The sequence below is a fragment of the Mycobacterium sp. E787 genome (assembly GCF_001668725.1).
GTDB lineage: Bacteria > Actinomycetota > Actinomycetes > Mycobacteriales > Mycobacteriaceae > Mycobacterium.
In genome coordinates this window covers 1-16,204 of the sequence record NZ_LZKL01000118.1, presented here as the reverse complement: position 1 = coordinate 16,204, position 16,204 = coordinate 1, and the positions used below count along the sequence as shown (strand labels likewise).

Below are 16,204 nucleotides of genomic sequence, written 5' to 3'. Positions count from 1 at the left end.
ACACGCAACGCCGAGCATTCACACGCAACGCCCAGCAGTCACGCGCAACGCCAGGATGACGCCCGGAGAGCATTTCACTGCAGCGGCACCGCCTGGCGCTCCAGCTCGAGGATCTGGCGGGTGGTCTTCACCACCACGTCGGGGTTCAGGCTGATCGAGTCGATGCCGGCGCGGACGAGGAACTCGGCCATGTCCGGGTAATCCGACGGCGCCTGCCCGCACAGCCCCGAGTGAATCCCGTTGCGGCGGCAGCCTTCCACGGCCAACCGGATCATCTCCTTGACGCCGTCGTCGCGTTCGTCGTAGTCGAAGGCGACGATCTCGCTGTCGCGGTCGACGCCGAGGGTCAGCTGCGTCAGGTCGTTGGAGCCGATGGAGAAGCCGTCGAAGCGCTTGGCGAACTGATCCAGCAGGATCACGTTGTTGGGGATCTCGCACATCGCGTAGACCTCGAGCCCGTTCTGGCCGCGCCGCAGGCCCAGGTCGGCCATCGTCGAAAGCACCAGGTCCGCCTCGGCCACCCGGCGCACGAACGGAAGCATGATGACGACGTTGGTCAGGCCCATCTCCTCGCGGACCCGCTTCATCGCCCGGCACTCCAGCGCGAAGCCCTCGGCGTAGGCCGGGTGCGCGTAGCGCGAGGCGCCGCGGAAGCCGATCATCGGGTTGCTTTCGGTGGGCTCGAAGGCGTTGCCCCCCAACAGGCTCGCGTATTCGTTGGTCTTGAAGTCGGACATCCGGACCACCACGGGCTTGGGCCAAAAGGCCGCCGCGATGGTGCCGATGCCCTCGGAGAGGCGCTCCACGAAGAACGCGGCCCCGTCGGGGTAGCCGCGGGTGAGCCGTTCGATGGTGCGCAGCGCCTCGGCGTCGCCGACCTTCTCGGGGTGCAGCAGCGCCATCGGGTGCACCTTGATGTATTCGCTGACGATGAACTCCATCCGGGCAAGTCCCACACCGTCATTCGGCAAGAACGACGTCTTGAACGCCAGATCCGGGTTGCCGAGGTTGACCATGATCTGGGTCCGGGGCCGCGGCAGCCCGGCCACCTCGGTGCGGTCGACGTGGAAGCCCACCTCGCCGCGGTAGACCCGCCCGGTGTCGCCCTCGACGCACGAGACGGTGACGACGTCGCCGTCGGGGACGCTCGTAGTGGCGTCGCCGGCGCCGACCACGGCCGGGATGCCCAGTTCGCGCGCGATGATCGCGGCGTGGCAGGTGCGACCGCCGCGGTTGGTCACGATCGCGGCGGCGATCTTCATGACGGGTTCCCAGTCGGGCGTGGTGGTGTCGGCGACCAGCACCTGCCCGGGCTGGAAGTTCGACAGGTGCTCGAGGTGGTCTATTCGTTTGGCCACGCCCGACGCGACCTTCTCGCCGACCGAGCGCCCCTCGGTGAGCACCTCTCCCTTGCCTTCCAGCACATAGGACTCCACCGTGGTCAGGCTGCGCTGTGATGCCGCCGTCTCGGGGCGGGCCTGGACGATGTAGAGCCGCCCGTCCAGTCCGTCTTTGGCCCACTCGATGTCCATCGGCCGGCCGTAGTGCTTCTCGATGGTGCACGCATACCCGGCCAGCTCCAGGACGTCCGCGTCGGTGACGCAGAACCGGGCCCGGTCGGCCTTGGGCGTGGGGATGTTGCGTGTCGTGTGCTTCGTGCCGCCCTCGACGAACACCATCTTCACCGCCTTGTCGCCGACCAGGCGGCGCAGCACGGCGCGGTGGCCGGCCAGGTAGGTCGGCTTGTGGACGTAGAACTCGTCGGGGTCGACGGCGCCCTGCACCACGTTCTCGCCGAGGCCGTAGGCGCCGGTGATGAAAACGACGTCGTTGAAGCCCGATTCGGTGTCGAGGGTGAACATCACGCCCGACGACGCGAGGTCGGAGCGCACCATCTTCATGATCCCGATCGACAGCGACACCTTGAAATGGTCGAAGCCCTGGTCGATGCGGTAGTGGATGGCCCGGTCGGTGAACAGGCTGGCAAAACACCGGCGGCACGCGTCCAGCAGGCTCTCGGGCCCCCGGACGTTGAGGAAGGTCTCCTGCTGGCCGGCGAAACTGGCCGTCGGCAGGTCCTCGGCGGTCGCCGAGCTGCGCACCGCGAGGCTGACCTCCTCGCCGTACTCGGCTTGCAGCATCCGGTAGGCGGCCACGATCTCGGCGGCCAGGTCGTCGGGAAGCCCTGCGCCGTAGACGATTTCGCGGGCCCGCTTGCCCCGGCGCGCCAGCCCGGCGACGTCGTCGGGGTCGAGGCCGTCGAGCTCGGCGTGCAGGGCGTCCCAGGCGCCGGCCCGGTCCAGCATGTGCCGGTACGCCTGCGCCGTGGTGGCGAAGCCGTGCGGGACGCGGATGCCCTGCCCGGACAGTTTCTGGTACATCTCGCCGAGCGAGGCGTTCTTGCCGCCGACCACCGGCACGTCGTCGATGCCTATTTCTTCGAAGAACCGAATGTAGTTGAACCCGCTCATGGGCCTCACGATATGACCCGCCGGCGCCGCCGCGCTGCCGTCATTAGGCCCCGAAAGGTGAGGACTTCTGGCTCTGACCACGGGGCCGCGCGGGGGCGGAAAGTAGCGAGATGGAGCAATTGACCGCGCTCGACGCGACGTTCCTCGAAGTCGAAGACTCCGATCCGCACGTGAGCCTGGCGGTCGGCGGCGTGTCGATCATGGAGGGGCCCGCTCCGGCCTACGACGAGTTCGTCGCCGCCTTCGCCGATCGCGCGCCGACCATTCCGCGGTGCCGGCAGGTGTTGCGGACCCGGCCGCTGGATCTCGGCGCCCCCGAATGGGTGGACGACCCGCATTTCGACATCGCCCGCCACCTGCACCGCCTGGCGCTGCCGCATCCCGGTGGCGACGCCGAGCTGTTCGAGACGATCGCGACCGTCATGGAGCGACGGCTCGACCGCGAGCGCCCGCTGTGGGAGTGCTACGTCATCGAGGGCCTCAGCGGCGACAGGTGGGCCGTCTTGACCAAGATTCACCACTGTGTCGCCGACGGCATCGCGACCGCCCAGCTGCTGGCGAGGTTCAGTGACGACGCGGAAGACCGCGGCGCCAACACCTTCGCCACCGACATCCGCGCCGCCAAGCGGCCGGACGGCTCCGGCCCGGGCCTGCCCAGGCTCGGCCTCAACCCGTTCAGCTGGATCGGCCAGATCGGGCGCGGCGCGCTCACGGCGGCGGCGACCGCCGAACACGTCGCGTTCGGCGCGGCCGAACTCACGGCGAGCGTGTTCCGCGCGGCGCCGGAATCCTCACTGAACGGTCCCGTCACGACGATGCGACGGTTCAGCGCGGCGCGAGTGCGGCTGGCCGACCTGAAGCGGGTCGCCCGGGCATTCGACGTGACCCTCAACGACGTGGCGCTGGCGGCCATCACGGACAGCTACCGCAGGATGCTGCTCGAGCGCGGGGAACGGCCGACGCACAACTCGCTGCGCACCCTCGTCCCGGTCTCGGTCCGCCCGACCAACCACTTCGGCATGACCGACAACCAGGTCTCGGCGATGCTGCCGTTGCTGCCGGTCGACGAGGCCGATCCCGTCGAGCAGTTGCGGCTGGTGCACAGCCGGCTCACCCGGGCCAAGGCCAGCGGGCAGCGCGAGGGGGGCAGCGCGCTGGTCTCGGCGGCCCGTAACATCCCGTTCGCCTTGACCGCGTGGGGAATTCGCCTGCTCGCGCGGCTGCCCCAGCGGGCGGTGGTCGCGCTGGCGACCAACGTTCCCGGACCGCGCAAGAAGCAGACGCTGATGGGCCGGCGGGTGCTGGAAATCCTGCCGGTCCCGCCGATCGCGTTGCAGGTGCGCACGGGCGTCGCGATGCTCAGCTACGCCGACACGTTCGTCTTCGGCATCACCGCCGACTACGACACCGCACCGGACATCGAGGCGCTCGCCGCGGGCATCGAGCGCGGCGTCGCCCAGTTGGTGAAGGCCGCACGCAAATCCGCTAGCCGTTGACCGGTTGATTGGCGGAGCGGCGGATGCGTCGGTGTGCGGTCAGCAGCAGGTGGTCGAACTCCGATTGTGAGTAGGGGGTCGGGCGGGCGTCCCGGAAGTCCTCGACGATCTGCTCGGCCAGCAGCCGTAGCTTGACGTTCGCCTCCTGCGACAACCATTTCAGCAGGTTGAACGCGGCGCCGTCGTCGATGTTGTAGACCAGCATCAGCATGCCCTTGGCCTGCTCGATGCCGGCGCGGTGCCCGTTGATCTCCGCGAGGCGCGCGGTGACGAGCTCCTCCTGCGTGCCCTCGGCCAGCGGGGAGACGTCGATGTAGAACCCGTGCGTTCCGACCACCTCGCCCTCCTCGTCGAGGAGCTGGTCACCGACGACCACGATGTGGCGCACGTTGCCACCGGTGTCGATGATCCGGTGGCGGGTGCTGAACGCCTGGTGGTTGTTGAGGATCTGATCGATCGTCGCCGCGACCTGCCCGCGGTCGTCGGGGTGTTTGTGCGCGAGCACCAACTCGGTCGTCGGGGTGACGCTGCCCGGTTGGTAGCCGTGGATCCGTTGCACCTCCTCGGACCATTCCCACCGCTGGTCCGCGAAATAGAACCGGAACCACCCCGCGCGCTGCGGCACGCCACCCGCCAACGCCCCTTCGACAGCGGGCGTTTGGCCGTTCAGCTCCCATTTCATGGCGGACCTCGCCTCCTCGCGTCGATGATTCCGGCGCGGGGGAGGGCGGCGCCGGAAACGCCGCCCCGCCCGCGGATCGATCAGGCGTCTATCACCTCCCTCTTCGCGGCGTTTTCGTTGATTGCAGTGTGGCCTGCAGATCCGTTGCCGCGGCCGACCGTGATCTTGCGCGGCTTGGCGCGCTCGGCGACCGGGATGCGCAGTCTCAGCACGCCTTCGGCGTAGGAGGCCTCGATCTTGTCGGTGTCGAGATTTTCGCCGAGCACGAGCTGGCGGCTGAACACGCCGCGCGGCCGCTCGGTGGCCAGCATCTCGCGGTCGGGGTCGACGGCCGGCCGCTCGGCGCGCACAGTTACCACGTTGCGCTCGATGTCGATGTCCAGCGAGTCGGCGTCGATGCCCGGCAGGTCGAACTCGACGACGAATTGTTCGCCCTCGCGCCAGGCGTCCATCGGCATCACGGCGGGCCGGGCGGCCGTGCCCAGCACCTGCTGGGCGAAGCGGTCCAGGTCACGGAAGGGGTCGGTACGCATCAGCATGGCGGTCACCTCTCACTCCAATCTGCTGTTGTGAAGTGGCTATTACCTATGTCCAATGACATAGATTTCATATAACATCATCGACAGCTCGCCGCAAGTGTGATAAAGAGATTTTCTGTGCAAGTTCGTTTGGGGGACGCCCGATGACCGACAACGCCGGTGACACCGGGGCGCCGGCGCCCGACCGCGGGGTGTACGGAATCTCCGTTGCCGCCGAGCTTTCCGGCATCCCGGTGCAGTCGCTGCGCCTCTACGAGCGCTACGGGCTGTTGACGCCGGCCCGCAGCGACGGCGGAACGCGGCGCTACAGCGCCGACGACCTGGCCCGGCTCCAGCGCATCAGCGCGCTGGTTGACGCCGGGGTCAACCTGGCCGGCGTCGCGCGCATCCTGAGCCTCGAGGACGACAACGCCGCGCTGTCGGCGGCCAACTCCGACCTGCGCTCCACCAACCACAGTCTGCGCAGCGCGGCAAAAACCGCGGGAGCCAAGAAGCGGACCGGCGCCTAACCGGTCTTCGGCATCGGGATGCCCTCGCTGGCGGCGAATTGCGCGTCCTCCTCGGAGGACAGGCCGATCGACACCACCGACCGGGCGAACAGGGCGTCGGTCAGCCAGGCCAGCGCCACCGCCCACCGGTTGACCGCGCGCGGAACCGCGTAGAGGTGGTAGGCCCGCGTGACGGCCTTCGCCGGCAACCCCGACAGGTGCACGCCCAGCGGGTTGGCGACGGCGTAGCGGGGCCCCAGGTCCACCACGAGACCCAGGTTGCGGTGCTTGTACTGCTTGACCGTGCCGTGCCCGAGGCTGGCGGCCACGTTGCGGGCGAGCACCTTGCCCTGACGCGTCGCGTGCTGCGCCGTCGGGGGCGTGATCTTTCCCGGTTGCGTCAGGTCGGGGACCGCCGCCGCGTCACCGGCCGCGAACACGCCGGGGTGGTCGGGCACCTGCAGGTCGGGTTGGACCGTGAGCCGGCCCCGCTCCGTCGGCAGGCCGAGCCGCTGGATCAGCGGCGCGCCGGTCACCCCCGTCACCCAGGCGACGGTGTGGGTGTCGACCCGCGAATCATCGCTGAGCACAACGTGATCCGCGTGCGCCTCTTTGAGCGTCGTGCCCAGCCGGACGTCGATGCCCCGGCGGCGCAGCACCTTGAGCGCGGCCTCGCCCAGCTTTGGTCCCACCTCGGGCATGACCTGCTCGGCCGTGTCCAGCAACAAAAACCTGGCGTCGGCGGCCGAAAAGCCCATCTGTTTGGCCGCCGCGTCGGCCAGGGCCCGCAGCTGGGCCACCAGTTCGGTGCCCGAATACGAGGCGCCGACCACCACGACGGTGCGCCGCGCCTGCGCCTGCCGGCCGGCCGGGTCGTCCTCGATGTTGGCCAGCTCGAGCTGCTCGACGAAGTGGTCGCGCAGGTAGAGGGCCTCGGCGGTGGTCTTCAGCCCCCGCGCGTGGGCGGCGAGCCCCGGCACGTCGAACAGCCGCGTCACCGACCCCGGGGTGAGCACCAGCCGGTCCCAGGACATGGTGTGGCTGCGTTCCTCGGGGTCGCAATAGGTCAGCGTGCGTTGCGCGAAGTCCACGCCGTCGACGCGGCCGCGCACGGCGCGGACCCCTTTGAGCGTGTTGGCCAGGGGAACCGCGACGAACCGGGCGTCGACGACCCCGCCCGCGACGTCGGGCAGCAGGGGCGTGTACAGCATGTAGTCGACCGGGGAAATCATCGTGATGTGGACGGGCGCCCGCCGTCGGCCCAGGATGCGGGACAGGTGGCGGGCGCAGGTGAATCCGGTGAAGCCGCTGCCGACGATCACGATCGAGGTCATCAAGGCGAGTCTAACCCGTGCCGCCGGGTTAGCCCGACGCCGCCGGGGCGTCCCAGGACGCGGCCGTTATTTATTGCGGCACAACAATTCCGGGTTCGCAAGGCGTTCGGCGTGCCGCGAATCCCCTTCGCTTGCCGCCGGCCGGCTTCGTCCCGCGGGCCGCGCAGCGTTCGTAACCTGCTTTGCACTTCGTTGACTGGCCCATAGACTTCGTTTCGTGCGTCGACACCGTCGATCGGTCCTCGCCACCATGACACGGGTGAGCGGGGCTCGGCCGGGCGGCGGATGCAGTGGGCGTACACGGACCAGAATGAAGAAGCTCTCGAGGGGGTGACGTCGTGCCGGTGGACAACACCACGGTGGTGGCACGGCTGGCGGGGCTGATCGCCGAACTCGAGCGCCAGGGCACCGACACGGGTGTCGGGCTGCACGAACTCATCGACAGCGGCGTCCGGCACGTGGCGGGCTGCCAGTACGCGGGGATCACGCTGGCCGACAAGACCAAGGCCGTCAGCAACGTCGCCGCCACGCATCGCTACCCGATGGTTCTGGACGCGATCCAGAACCGGTACGGCGAAGGGCCGTGCCTGTCGGCCGTGTGGCAGCACCACGTGATGCACGTCGAGGACCTGAACCTCGATCAGCGGTGGCCGAAATACCAGATGCACGCGCTCGAGCAGACCCCGATCCGCTCCATCCTGTCCTACGAGTTGTTCGCCGACAGCGGCACCATGGCCGCGCTCAACTTCTATGCCGACCATCCCCACGCGTTCACCGACGAATCACTGGAAGTCGGCGGGGTTTTCGCCACCCACGTCGCCCTGGCGTGGTCGATGATGCGCCGCCAGGACCAATTCCGCAGCGCGCTCGCGTCACGCGACGTCATCGGCCAGGCCAAGGGTGTGGTCATGGAACGCTTCAACCTGGACGCGGTCGAGGCGTTCGAACTCCTCGCCCGGCTCTCGCAGCAATCCAACACCAAGCTCATCGAGATCGCCAGGTCGCTGATCGACGCCGAGCATCCGCTCAAGCGCCGCCATCAGACCGCGCGCGGCGCGTAAACCCGGCACACGGCCACCCGAGCCGTTTCGGCCGGCGCGGCGCGGGTATGCGCCAGGCCCATGAAAGCTGTCACGTGGCAAGGCAAGCGCGACGTCCGGGTGGAGTCGGTGCCCGACCCCAAGATCGAGCGGCCCACCGACGCCGTCATCGAGGTCACCTCGACCAACATCTGCGGGTCCGACCTGCACCTCTACGAGATCCTGGGCGCCTTCATGAAGCCCGGGGACATCCTGGGCCACGAACCGATGGGGATCGTGCGCGAGGTCGGCCCGGAAACCGGCGACCTGCGCGTCGGCGACCGGGTCGTCATCCCGTTCCAGATCTCCTGCGGCCGTTGTTACATGTGCGGCAACCGGCTCTACACCCAATGCGAAACCACCCAGGTGCGCGACCAGGGCATGGGCGCGGCCCTGTTCGGCTACTCGGAGCTCTACGGCGAAGTCCCCGGCGGCCAGGCCGAGCTGCTGCGCGTCCCGCAGGCGCAGTTCACGCACATCAAAGTCCCTGAGGGACCGCCGGATTCGCGCTTCGTCTACCTGTCCGACGTGCTGCCCACCGCCTGGCAGGCGGTGGCCTACGCCGACATCCCCGACGGCGGGTCGGTGACCGTGCTGGGCCTGGGCCCCATCGGGGACATGGCCGCGCGCATCGCCGATCATCTCGGCTACCGGGTCATCGCCGTCGACCTGGTGCCCGAGCGCCTGGCCCGCGCCGCCGAGCGCGGCATCCACACCATCGATCTGGGCCGGCTCGACGCGCCCCTGGGGGACGCGATCCGCGACCTGACCGACGGCCGGGGCACCGACTCGGTGATCGACGCGGTGGGGATGGAGTCGCACGGTTCGCCCGCGGCACGGCTGGCGCAGCAGGCCAGCGGGATGCTGCCGGACTTCCTGGGCAAGCGGGTCATGCAGACCGCCGGCGTGGACCGGCTCAGCGCCCTGTATTCCGCCATCGACATCGTGCGACGGGGCGGCACCATCTCGCTGATCGGCGTCTACGGCGGGATGGCCGACCCGCTGCCGATGCTCACCCTCTTCGACAAGCAGGTGACCCTGCGGATGGGGCAGGCCAACGTCAAGAGGTGGGTCGACGACATCATGCCGCTGCTGGGCGACGGCGACCCGCTCGGCGTCGACACCTTCGCCACCCACGTGCTGCCCCTCGATGCGGCCCCGCACGGCTACGAGATCTTCCAGAAGAAGCAGGACGGCGCGGTAAAAGTCATGTTAAAACCCTGAAAACCGCTCCGCCGCAAGCCCTTCCGCACCGCTGTTTGGAAGCGGCCGCCGCAGGGTATTGAAAGCGCCATGACATCCGCAGAACCCCTCGCGCCCACGCCCACCGGTGAAGTGTGGCCCGGCAGGGCCTATCCGCTGGGCGCGACGTATGACGGCGCCGGCACCAACTTCGCGGTGTTCAGCGAGGTGGCCGAGCGGGTGGAGCTGTGCCTGTTCGACGCCGACGGGGTGGAGAGCCGGATCCCGCTGCCCGAGGTCGACGGATTCGTCTGGCACGCCTACATCCCCGGCATCGAACCGGGGCAGCGCTACGGCTACCGCGTGCACGGCCCGTACGAGCCGGAGAACGGCCTGCGCTGCAACCCGAACAAGCTGCTGGTGGACCCGTACTCGAAGGCCATCGACGGTTCATTCGAGTGGAACCAGTCGCTGTTCAGCTACAACTTCGGCGACCCCGACAGCCGCAACGACGACGACTCCGCCCCCAGCATGCCCAAGTCGGTGGTGATCAGCCCCTACTTCGACTGGGGCAACGACCGGCCCCCGGACCACCAGTACGCCGACACCGTCATCTACGAGGCGCACGTCAAGGGCCTCACGCAGACCCACCCCGACATCCCCGAGCAGCTGCGCGGCACCTACTCGGCCGTGGCGCACCCGGTGATCATCGAGCACCTCAAGAGCCTTGGCGTCACCGCCATCGAGCTGATGCCGGTGCACCACTTCGCCAACGACTCGACCCTGGTGGACAAGGGCTTGTCGAATTACTGGGGCTACAACACGATCGGGTTCTTCGCACCCGACTTCAAGTACTCGAGCGCGACCTCCCCGGGCGGGCAGGTGCAGGAGTTCAAGGCGATGGTGCGGGCGCTGCACGAGGCCGGCATCGAGGTGATCCTCGACGTCGTCTACAACCACACGGCCGAGGGCAACCACCTGGGCCCGACGCTGTCGATGCGGGGAATCGACAACGCCGCCTACTACCGGCTGGTCGACGACGACAAGCGCTACTACATGGACTACACCGGCACGGGTAACAGCCTCAACGTCGGGCATCCGCACGCGCTGCAGCTGATCATGGACTCGCTGCGCTACTGGGTGCTCGAGATGCACGTCGACGGCTTCCGTTTCGACCTGGCCGCCACGCTGGCCCGCGAATTCTATGACGTCGACCGGCTGGCGACGTTTTTCGAACTGGTGCAACAGGATCCGACGATCAGCCAGGTCAAGCTCATCGCCGAGCCGTGGGACGTCGGCCCCGGCGGCTACCAGGTGGGCAACTTCCCGCCGCAGTGGACCGAATGGAACGGCAAGTACCGCGACACGGTTCGCGACTTCTGGCGCGGCGAGCCGGCCACGCTCGACGAGTTCGCCTACCGCCTGTCGGGATCGGCCGACCTCTATGAGCACACGGCGCGCCGGCCGGTGGCGTCGATCAACTTCGTCATTGCGCACGACGGGTTCACGCTGCGGGACCTGGTGTCCTACAACGAGAAACACAACGAGGCCAACGGCGAGGACAACAACGACGGCGAGAGCCACAACCGGTCCTGGAACTGCGGCGCGGAGGGGCCGACCGACGACCCGGACGTCAACGCGCTGCGCGCCCGCCAGCAGCGCAACTTCCTCACCACGCTGCTGCTCTCCCAGGGCGTGCCGATGATCTGCCACGGCGACGAGCTCGGCCGCACCCAGAACGGCAACAACAACGGTTACTGCCAGGACAACGAGCTCACCTGGATCGACTGGGCGAAGGCCGATAACGGCCTGCTGGAATTCACCCGCACGGTGTCGGCGCTGCGCGCCAACCACCCGGTGTTCCGGCGCCGCCGGTTCTTTTCCGGCAAGCCCCTGGGTCGCCGCGGGCAGGACGGGCTGCCCGACATCGCCTGGTTCACCCCCGAGGGGGCGGAGATGACCGAGGAGGACTGGGGCGCGGGGTTCGCGAAGTCGGTCGCGGTGTTCCTCAACGGCCACGGCATCCCCGACCGCGACGCCCGGGGCCAGCGCGTCCTCGACGACTCGTTCCTGTTGTGCTTCAACGCCCATCACGAGCCGATCGAATTCACCTTGCCGGCAAAGGAATTCGGCGCCTCCTGGCAGCTGGTCATCTTCACCGGACCGGAGGAGGAGACCCCGGCGGAGGAGGTGCCCGGCGGGGGCACGTTCACCGTGGACGCGCACAGCGCCGTGGTGCTGCAGGCCCCGGACGGCGGCTGAGCGGGACGATCGCCGGGTCACATTGGTGACCTTCCGCACCGGGATTGATGACCTTCTGCCCCGAGACATCGGCTTCCGCTCCGCGCACAATGTCGGTTGCGCCGCCGCCGGGCGAGGAAGGGGCACCCGATGGAGAGGTCGAGCCCGGACGGACGCCTGAACGACGTGGCCTGGTGCCGACGGATCGCGCTGGCCGCCGGGTTCGCGCTCGCCGGCGCGGCCTGGGCGGGCTGGGCGACCGGTACCGACGAGTTGACCAGGGTCTATCCGGCCTGGCCGCAGATGATGCCGTGGACCGCGTTGTGGCTGGCGGCGCTGGCGGCGGCGATCGCGGCGCAGTCGGGCAATCCACCGCGTGGCCGCGTCCCGGCAGGGCGCGGGCTCGCGCTGGCGGTCGGCGCCCTCGCCGGCATGACCCTGATCGAGTACGCGGCCGGGGGGTCGTCGTCGGCCATGGACCAGGTGTGGTTCGGCGACGCGGTGCGCGCGTCGCAACAGACCTGGCCGGGGCGCCCAAGCCCGCAGACGGCGTTGTCGGTCCTGCTCCTGGCGGCCGCCGCGGCGCTGATCCGGGTGGATCGGTGGACCCGCCTGGTGTGGCCGGCATGCATGGCGGCCGGCGCCGCCATCCCGGCGGTCACGGTCGGTGCGTACCTGTTCAACGCACTGGCGCTGGTGGGTTACTCGCCGTCGACCGGTCAGGCGCTCATGACGGGCCTTGCGCTGCTGCTGCTCGCCGCCGCGACGTCGCTGACGCGCCCCGACCGGTTCCCGGTCGCCTGGCTGCTCGCCCGGCCCGATCGGACGTCGTTGCTCCGGTTGGTGGCCATCCTCGCCGGATTTCCGGTCGTCGTTGCGCTGTCGCGGCCGGTCTTCCTGGGGCTCGGGCTGGGTGAGCACGCGGAGTGGACCTTCTCGGTGCTGCTGGGCGCCCTCATCGTCGGGGCGGTCACGTTCTATCTCAGCCAGCGCGAGCAGAAACTGCTGATCGAGAAGGAATTGGTCAGCAAGGAACGCGCCGACGCCGAGCGGCGCTATCGCATCCTCGCCGAGAACGCGGTGGACATCATCGTGCACCTTCGCGGCGCCGACGTCGCGTGGATCTCACCTTCCGTGGAGGCCGCGTTCGGCCGGCCACCGCAAAGCTGGACCGGCTCCGATCTCAGCCGCCATATCCATCCGCGCGACCTGGAGACGGTCATCGACGCGCTGCGCAGGGTCGCCGCCGGTGACGCGGTCCTGCAACGGTTCCGGATTCGTTCCGCCGACGGCACCGACCACTGGGTCGAGGGCCACGGAAAACCGTACGTCGACGCCGACGGCGACACCGACGGCGTGATCGCGGCGTTGCGCATCGTCGACGACCAGGTCGAGGCGGAGCAGCGACTCGAGCGGTTGGCGCGCTTCGACACCCTGACCGGTCTGGTGAACCGGGCCGAGGCCCTGGACCGGCTCGCCTCCGCGCTGAAGGAACCGCAACACGTAGGAACGCATGTCGGCGTGTTGTTCTGCGACGTCGACCATTTCAAGGACATCAACGACACCTGGGGGCACGGGATCGGCGACTTCGTGCTGGCGACCCTGGCGGCCCGGATCCGGGGGAGCGTTCGCCGGGGGGACACCGTCGGCCGGACGGGAGGCGACGAGATTCTGGTCCTGCTGCCCGGCGTGCGCAGCGCCGAGGAACTCGGCCACATCGCGGAGAAGATTCGCTGCCGCGCCGCCGATCCCATCCACGTAGCCGGCAAGACGTACTCCGCGACCCTGAGCATCGGCGCAACGCTTGCGCAGCCCGGCGATTCCGTCGACACGATCACGGCCCGGGCCGATGCGGCCATGTACCAGGCCAAGCTGGGGGACCGGAACACCGTCATCAGCAACTGATCAGCCTGACCATCGCCACGTGACGGGCGCAATCCGGTAGGTTTTTGCCGACGGCAGCTCGTTACAGGAGAGGGCGAATATGTCAAGGACAGTGGTGGTGGGCGCCTCGAGCGGACTCGGGCGGTGCATCGGTGTCGGTCTGGCGCAGCGCGGCGATCGGGTCGCCCTGCTGGCCCGGCGCCGCGAGCGCATCGAGGCCGCGGCGCAGGAGGCCGGGGCGGGTGCGGTCGCCATCGCGTGCGACGTGACCGACGAGGCGTCGTGCCGGTCGGCGATCGCCGCCGCCGCCGAGGCGCTCGGCGGCATCGACAACCTCGTCTACACGCCGGCCGTCGGTCCGCTGGTACGGATGGTCGACACCGACGCCGAGACGTGGCGGCGGATCTTCGACACCAACGTCATCGGCGCGGCGCTGGTGACGGCGGCGGCGGTCCCGCACCTGACGGGCGCCGCGGGCAAGGCGGTCTACCTGTCCTCCGACGCGGGCACGTTCGGCCCGCCGTGGCCGGGACTCGGCGCGTACGGCGTCAGCAAGGCGGCCCTGGAGCGGCTCGTCGAGGCGTGGCGGGCCGAGCATCCGGACATCGGCTTCACCACCCTCATCGTGGGCGAGTGCGCCGGCGGCGAGGGCGACAGCCAGACCGGCATGAACATCGGCTGGGACATGGACCTGGCCATGAAGGCCGTCCCGCTCTGGGCGTCGCGCGGCTGCATGCCCGGCAAGCTGATGCCCGTCGAGGACCTCATCGACGTGGTGCACACCGTCCTGCGGACCGACGCGGCCACCTCGATGCCGGTGGTGGTGGCGCGGGGCGCGCCCGCCAGCCCGGCAGCGTTCGCGGACTCGAAGCAGTCCTGAGCAGTCCTAACGCCCCAACTTCTCCCGGACCAAATCGGTCAGGAAGCGCCCGGCCGAGGCGGGCCGGAAGGCGCGGGCCGCGTCGGTGAGCGCCTCGCGGGAATCCGGCGGCAGCTCGACCTCGGCGGCCGCGACGTTGAATTCGAGCTGCTCGACGCTGGACGCGCCGGGAATCGCCACGACACCCGGGAGGCTGATCAGCCAGGCCAGCGCCACCTGGGCCGGCTTGGCCCCGACCGTGGCCGCGACGTCGCGCAGTGTCTGCAGCAGCGGCTCGATGCGGCGCAGGTTCTCCGTGCCGAACAGCGGGTTCACCGCGCGCACGCCGCCGGGACGGTTGTCCGCGCCGTACTTGCCGCCCAGCAGCCCCTGCGCCAGCGGGCTGTAGGCGATCACGATGCGGTTCTCGCGCTCGGCGAAGGGCACCAGGTCCTCCAGGGCGCCGGCATGGGCGAGCGAGAAGTGCACCTGGTTGCTGATCACCGGCCGCCCCAGCGCCGCGTCGGCCTTCTTCCAGCGCTCCAGCGAGTAGTTGGAGACGCCGGCCGCGCCGATCTTGCCCTCGTCGAGCAGGTCGCGCATCCCCGGCATGATCACCGAGTCGGGGAACACCGGGTTGGGCTGGTGAACCTGGTAGAGCGGGATGCGGTCGACGCCCAGCCGGCGCGCGCTGGCGCGCTCCCGCTGCTTGACCACCGCGGGGAACGGCGCCACCGGCATGATCTTGCTGGCGATCGCGACCTCGGCGCGCTCGTCGCCGAGCGCCTCGCCCAGGATCCGCTCGCTCTTGCCCAGCCCGTACACCTCGGCGGTGTCGAACAGCGTGACCCCCAGGGCGCGGGCCCGGTGCACGATGTCGCGGGCGGCGCCCGAGGCGTAGCCCTCCCCGTAGCCCCACTCCCGCGACCCGAACTGCCAGGTGCCCAGGCCGATTCGGCTGACGGATCCGACGCCGTCGACGTCCAGGTATTTCATGGGCCCCACCCTACTGGGGCGCCTCAGCCGGGGATCTTGTTGAGCACGAAGTTCGCGATGCTCACGGCCGTGGCCCGGGGGCGGTCGGCGTCGGTGGTGCCGCTGTAGGACACGTAGAGGTCGACGACGACGTTGGCCTTGGCCGCGATCGCGCGGGCCGAACGCACCTGCAGCCCCTTGGGCGTCAGGCCCAACGTGGTGATGCCGTTGCCGGCGTCGGCGGGCGGGCCCACGGCGAACGGGATCGCGCCCGCCTCGGGAATCGTCACGCTCACGGTCGTCCCGCCGCACTGCTGCCACCCGTCCTGCAGCTTGTGCAGCTGCGACTGGGCCGCCGCCGCGTCGCGAAACGCCGCGGCGGCCTCGATCACCTGGACCGATTTGAGCAGGCTGCGCGTGTCGGAGAATTCCGCGGCGTGGTAGCCGAACAGGGCGTCGACGTTGTAGGCGTCCGGGGTTCCCGGCGCGATGGCGCCCCAGCACTCCGGGCGGTCGATGGTCCCCTCCCGGTCCGACCTGGACGGGTGGTCCCAGGACTGGCCGGCCTCGACGTTCTGGTCGTCGGTGAGGGTCTTCAGGTCGCCCGCGCCGGGCAACAGGGCGGCCACACCTGCCGGTTCGACCGTCGGACCCGCCGGCGCCGCGGCGGTGGCGGCCGGCCCCGGCGTACGGCTCGGGGTGGATCGCAACGCGGCCAGGCCGGCCCACCCGGCCAGGGCGATGACCAACAGCGCGACCAACGCATACGACAGCGCCACCCCGGCCACCGCGCGGTTGCGGCCCGGCTCGCCGGTGCGCCGGATCCGAGCGAGCGCCAGGTGCCCGAGGATCGCGCCGACGGGCGGGGACAGGAACGCGAACACCAGCGATTGCGTCGCCAGCGCGGCGGCCGGCGGGCGTCGACCGCATCCCGCTCTACCAGGTTCACCAGCCCAACCCGGTGTTCCCCGACT

Annotated in this window: 13 protein-coding genes; 7 read left to right on the top strand and 6 right to left on the bottom strand. The window is 69.6% G+C overall.

Annotation, left to right across the window (positions count from 1 at the left end):
• Nucleotides 1–74: 74 nt before the first annotated feature.
• Entirely contained in the window at nucleotides 75–2,471 is a 2,397-nt protein-coding gene (ppsA, locus tag A5705_RS22590) for a phosphoenolpyruvate synthase (RefSeq protein WP_067883527.1), read from the bottom strand.
• A gap of 110 nt (nucleotides 2,472–2,581) precedes the next feature.
• On the opposite strand from ppsA, the gene A5705_RS22585 reads away from it, so the two are divergent.
• Nucleotides 2,582–3,967 carry a wax ester/triacylglycerol synthase family O-acyltransferase gene (locus tag A5705_RS22585; RefSeq protein ID WP_067883526.1) on the top strand — a complete coding sequence of 462 codons (1,386 nt, stop codon included), beginning with the start codon at nucleotides 2,582–2,584 and terminating at the stop codon, nucleotides 3,965–3,967.
• On the opposite strand, the gene A5705_RS22580 is transcribed toward A5705_RS22585, so the two are convergent.
• Together A5705_RS22580 and A5705_RS22575 are read right to left on the bottom strand one after the other, a co-directional pair.
• On the bottom strand, nucleotides 3,957–4,649 hold the full coding sequence (locus A5705_RS22580) for a PAS and ANTAR domain-containing protein (protein WP_068280188.1): 693 nt from the start codon (nucleotides 4,647–4,649) through the stop codon (nucleotides 3,957–3,959). The genes A5705_RS22585 and A5705_RS22580 overlap by 11 nt on opposite strands.
• An 80-nt stretch (nucleotides 4,650–4,729) precedes the next feature.
• The gene (locus A5705_RS22575; RefSeq protein WP_067883561.1) at nucleotides 4,730–5,188 is read right to left on the bottom strand and encodes an Hsp20/alpha crystallin family protein; all 459 of its coding nucleotides are present in this window, start codon (nucleotides 5,186–5,188) and stop codon (nucleotides 4,730–4,732) included.
• Between the two features lie 143 nt (nucleotides 5,189–5,331).
• On the opposite strand from A5705_RS22575, the gene A5705_RS22570 reads away from it, so the two are divergent.
• The gene (locus A5705_RS22570) at nucleotides 5,332–5,697 is read left to right on the top strand and encodes a helix-turn-helix transcriptional regulator (RefSeq protein ID WP_068280186.1); all 366 of its coding nucleotides are present in this window, start codon (nucleotides 5,332–5,334) and stop codon (nucleotides 5,695–5,697) included.
• On the opposite strand, the gene A5705_RS22565 is transcribed toward A5705_RS22570, so the two are convergent.
• Nucleotides 5,694–7,010 carry an NAD(P)/FAD-dependent oxidoreductase gene (locus tag A5705_RS22565; protein ID WP_068280183.1) on the bottom strand — a complete coding sequence of 439 codons (1,317 nt, stop codon included), beginning with the start codon at nucleotides 7,008–7,010 and terminating at the stop codon, nucleotides 5,694–5,696. The two genes, A5705_RS22570 and A5705_RS22565, sit on opposite strands and share 4 nt — an antisense overlap.
• A gap of 338 nt (nucleotides 7,011–7,348) precedes the next feature.
• On the opposite strand from A5705_RS22565, the gene A5705_RS22560 reads away from it, so the two are divergent.
• The 5 genes from A5705_RS22560 (at nucleotide 7,349) to A5705_RS22540 (ending at nucleotide 14,276) form a co-directional block, all read left to right on the top strand.
• Nucleotides 7,349–8,071, top strand: a complete 723-nt coding sequence (locus A5705_RS22560) for a GAF and ANTAR domain-containing protein (RefSeq protein WP_068280181.1) — start codon at nucleotides 7,349–7,351, stop codon at nucleotides 8,069–8,071.
• 60 nt (nucleotides 8,072–8,131) lie between these two features.
• On the top strand, nucleotides 8,132–9,313 hold the full coding sequence (locus A5705_RS22555) for a zinc-dependent alcohol dehydrogenase (RefSeq protein ID WP_067883521.1): 1,182 nt from the start codon (nucleotides 8,132–8,134) through the stop codon (nucleotides 9,311–9,313).
• A gap of 69 nt (nucleotides 9,314–9,382) precedes the next feature.
• Nucleotides 9,383–11,533 (top strand): glycogen debranching protein GlgX, encoded by a 2,151-nt coding sequence (gene glgX / locus A5705_RS22550; RefSeq protein WP_068280178.1) that lies wholly within the window; start codon nucleotides 9,383–9,385, stop codon nucleotides 11,531–11,533.
• A 129-nt stretch (nucleotides 11,534–11,662) separates the two neighbouring features.
• Complete coding sequence (locus tag A5705_RS22545) at nucleotides 11,663–13,417, top strand: sensor domain-containing diguanylate cyclase (protein WP_067883519.1); 1,755 nt, start codon at nucleotides 11,663–11,665, stop codon at nucleotides 13,415–13,417.
• A gap of 91 nt (nucleotides 13,418–13,508) precedes the next feature.
• Complete coding sequence (locus tag A5705_RS22540; protein WP_082956643.1) at nucleotides 13,509–14,276, top strand: SDR family oxidoreductase; 768 nt, start codon at nucleotides 13,509–13,511, stop codon at nucleotides 14,274–14,276.
• A gap of 6 nt (nucleotides 14,277–14,282) precedes the next feature.
• Here the strand turns inward: A5705_RS22540 and A5705_RS22535 are convergent, their stop codons facing one another.
• Both A5705_RS22535 and A5705_RS22530 read right to left on the bottom strand, forming a co-directional pair.
• Nucleotides 14,283–15,251, bottom strand: coding sequence for an aldo/keto reductase (locus A5705_RS22535; protein ID WP_067883517.1), 969 nt, complete (start codon nucleotides 15,249–15,251; stop codon nucleotides 14,283–14,285).
• A gap of 23 nt (nucleotides 15,252–15,274) precedes the next feature.
• The gene (locus A5705_RS22530; RefSeq protein WP_068280174.1) at nucleotides 15,275–16,114 is read right to left on the bottom strand and encodes a sensor domain-containing protein; all 840 of its coding nucleotides are present in this window, start codon (nucleotides 16,112–16,114) and stop codon (nucleotides 15,275–15,277) included.
• Nucleotides 16,115–16,204: the final 90 nt, after the last annotated feature.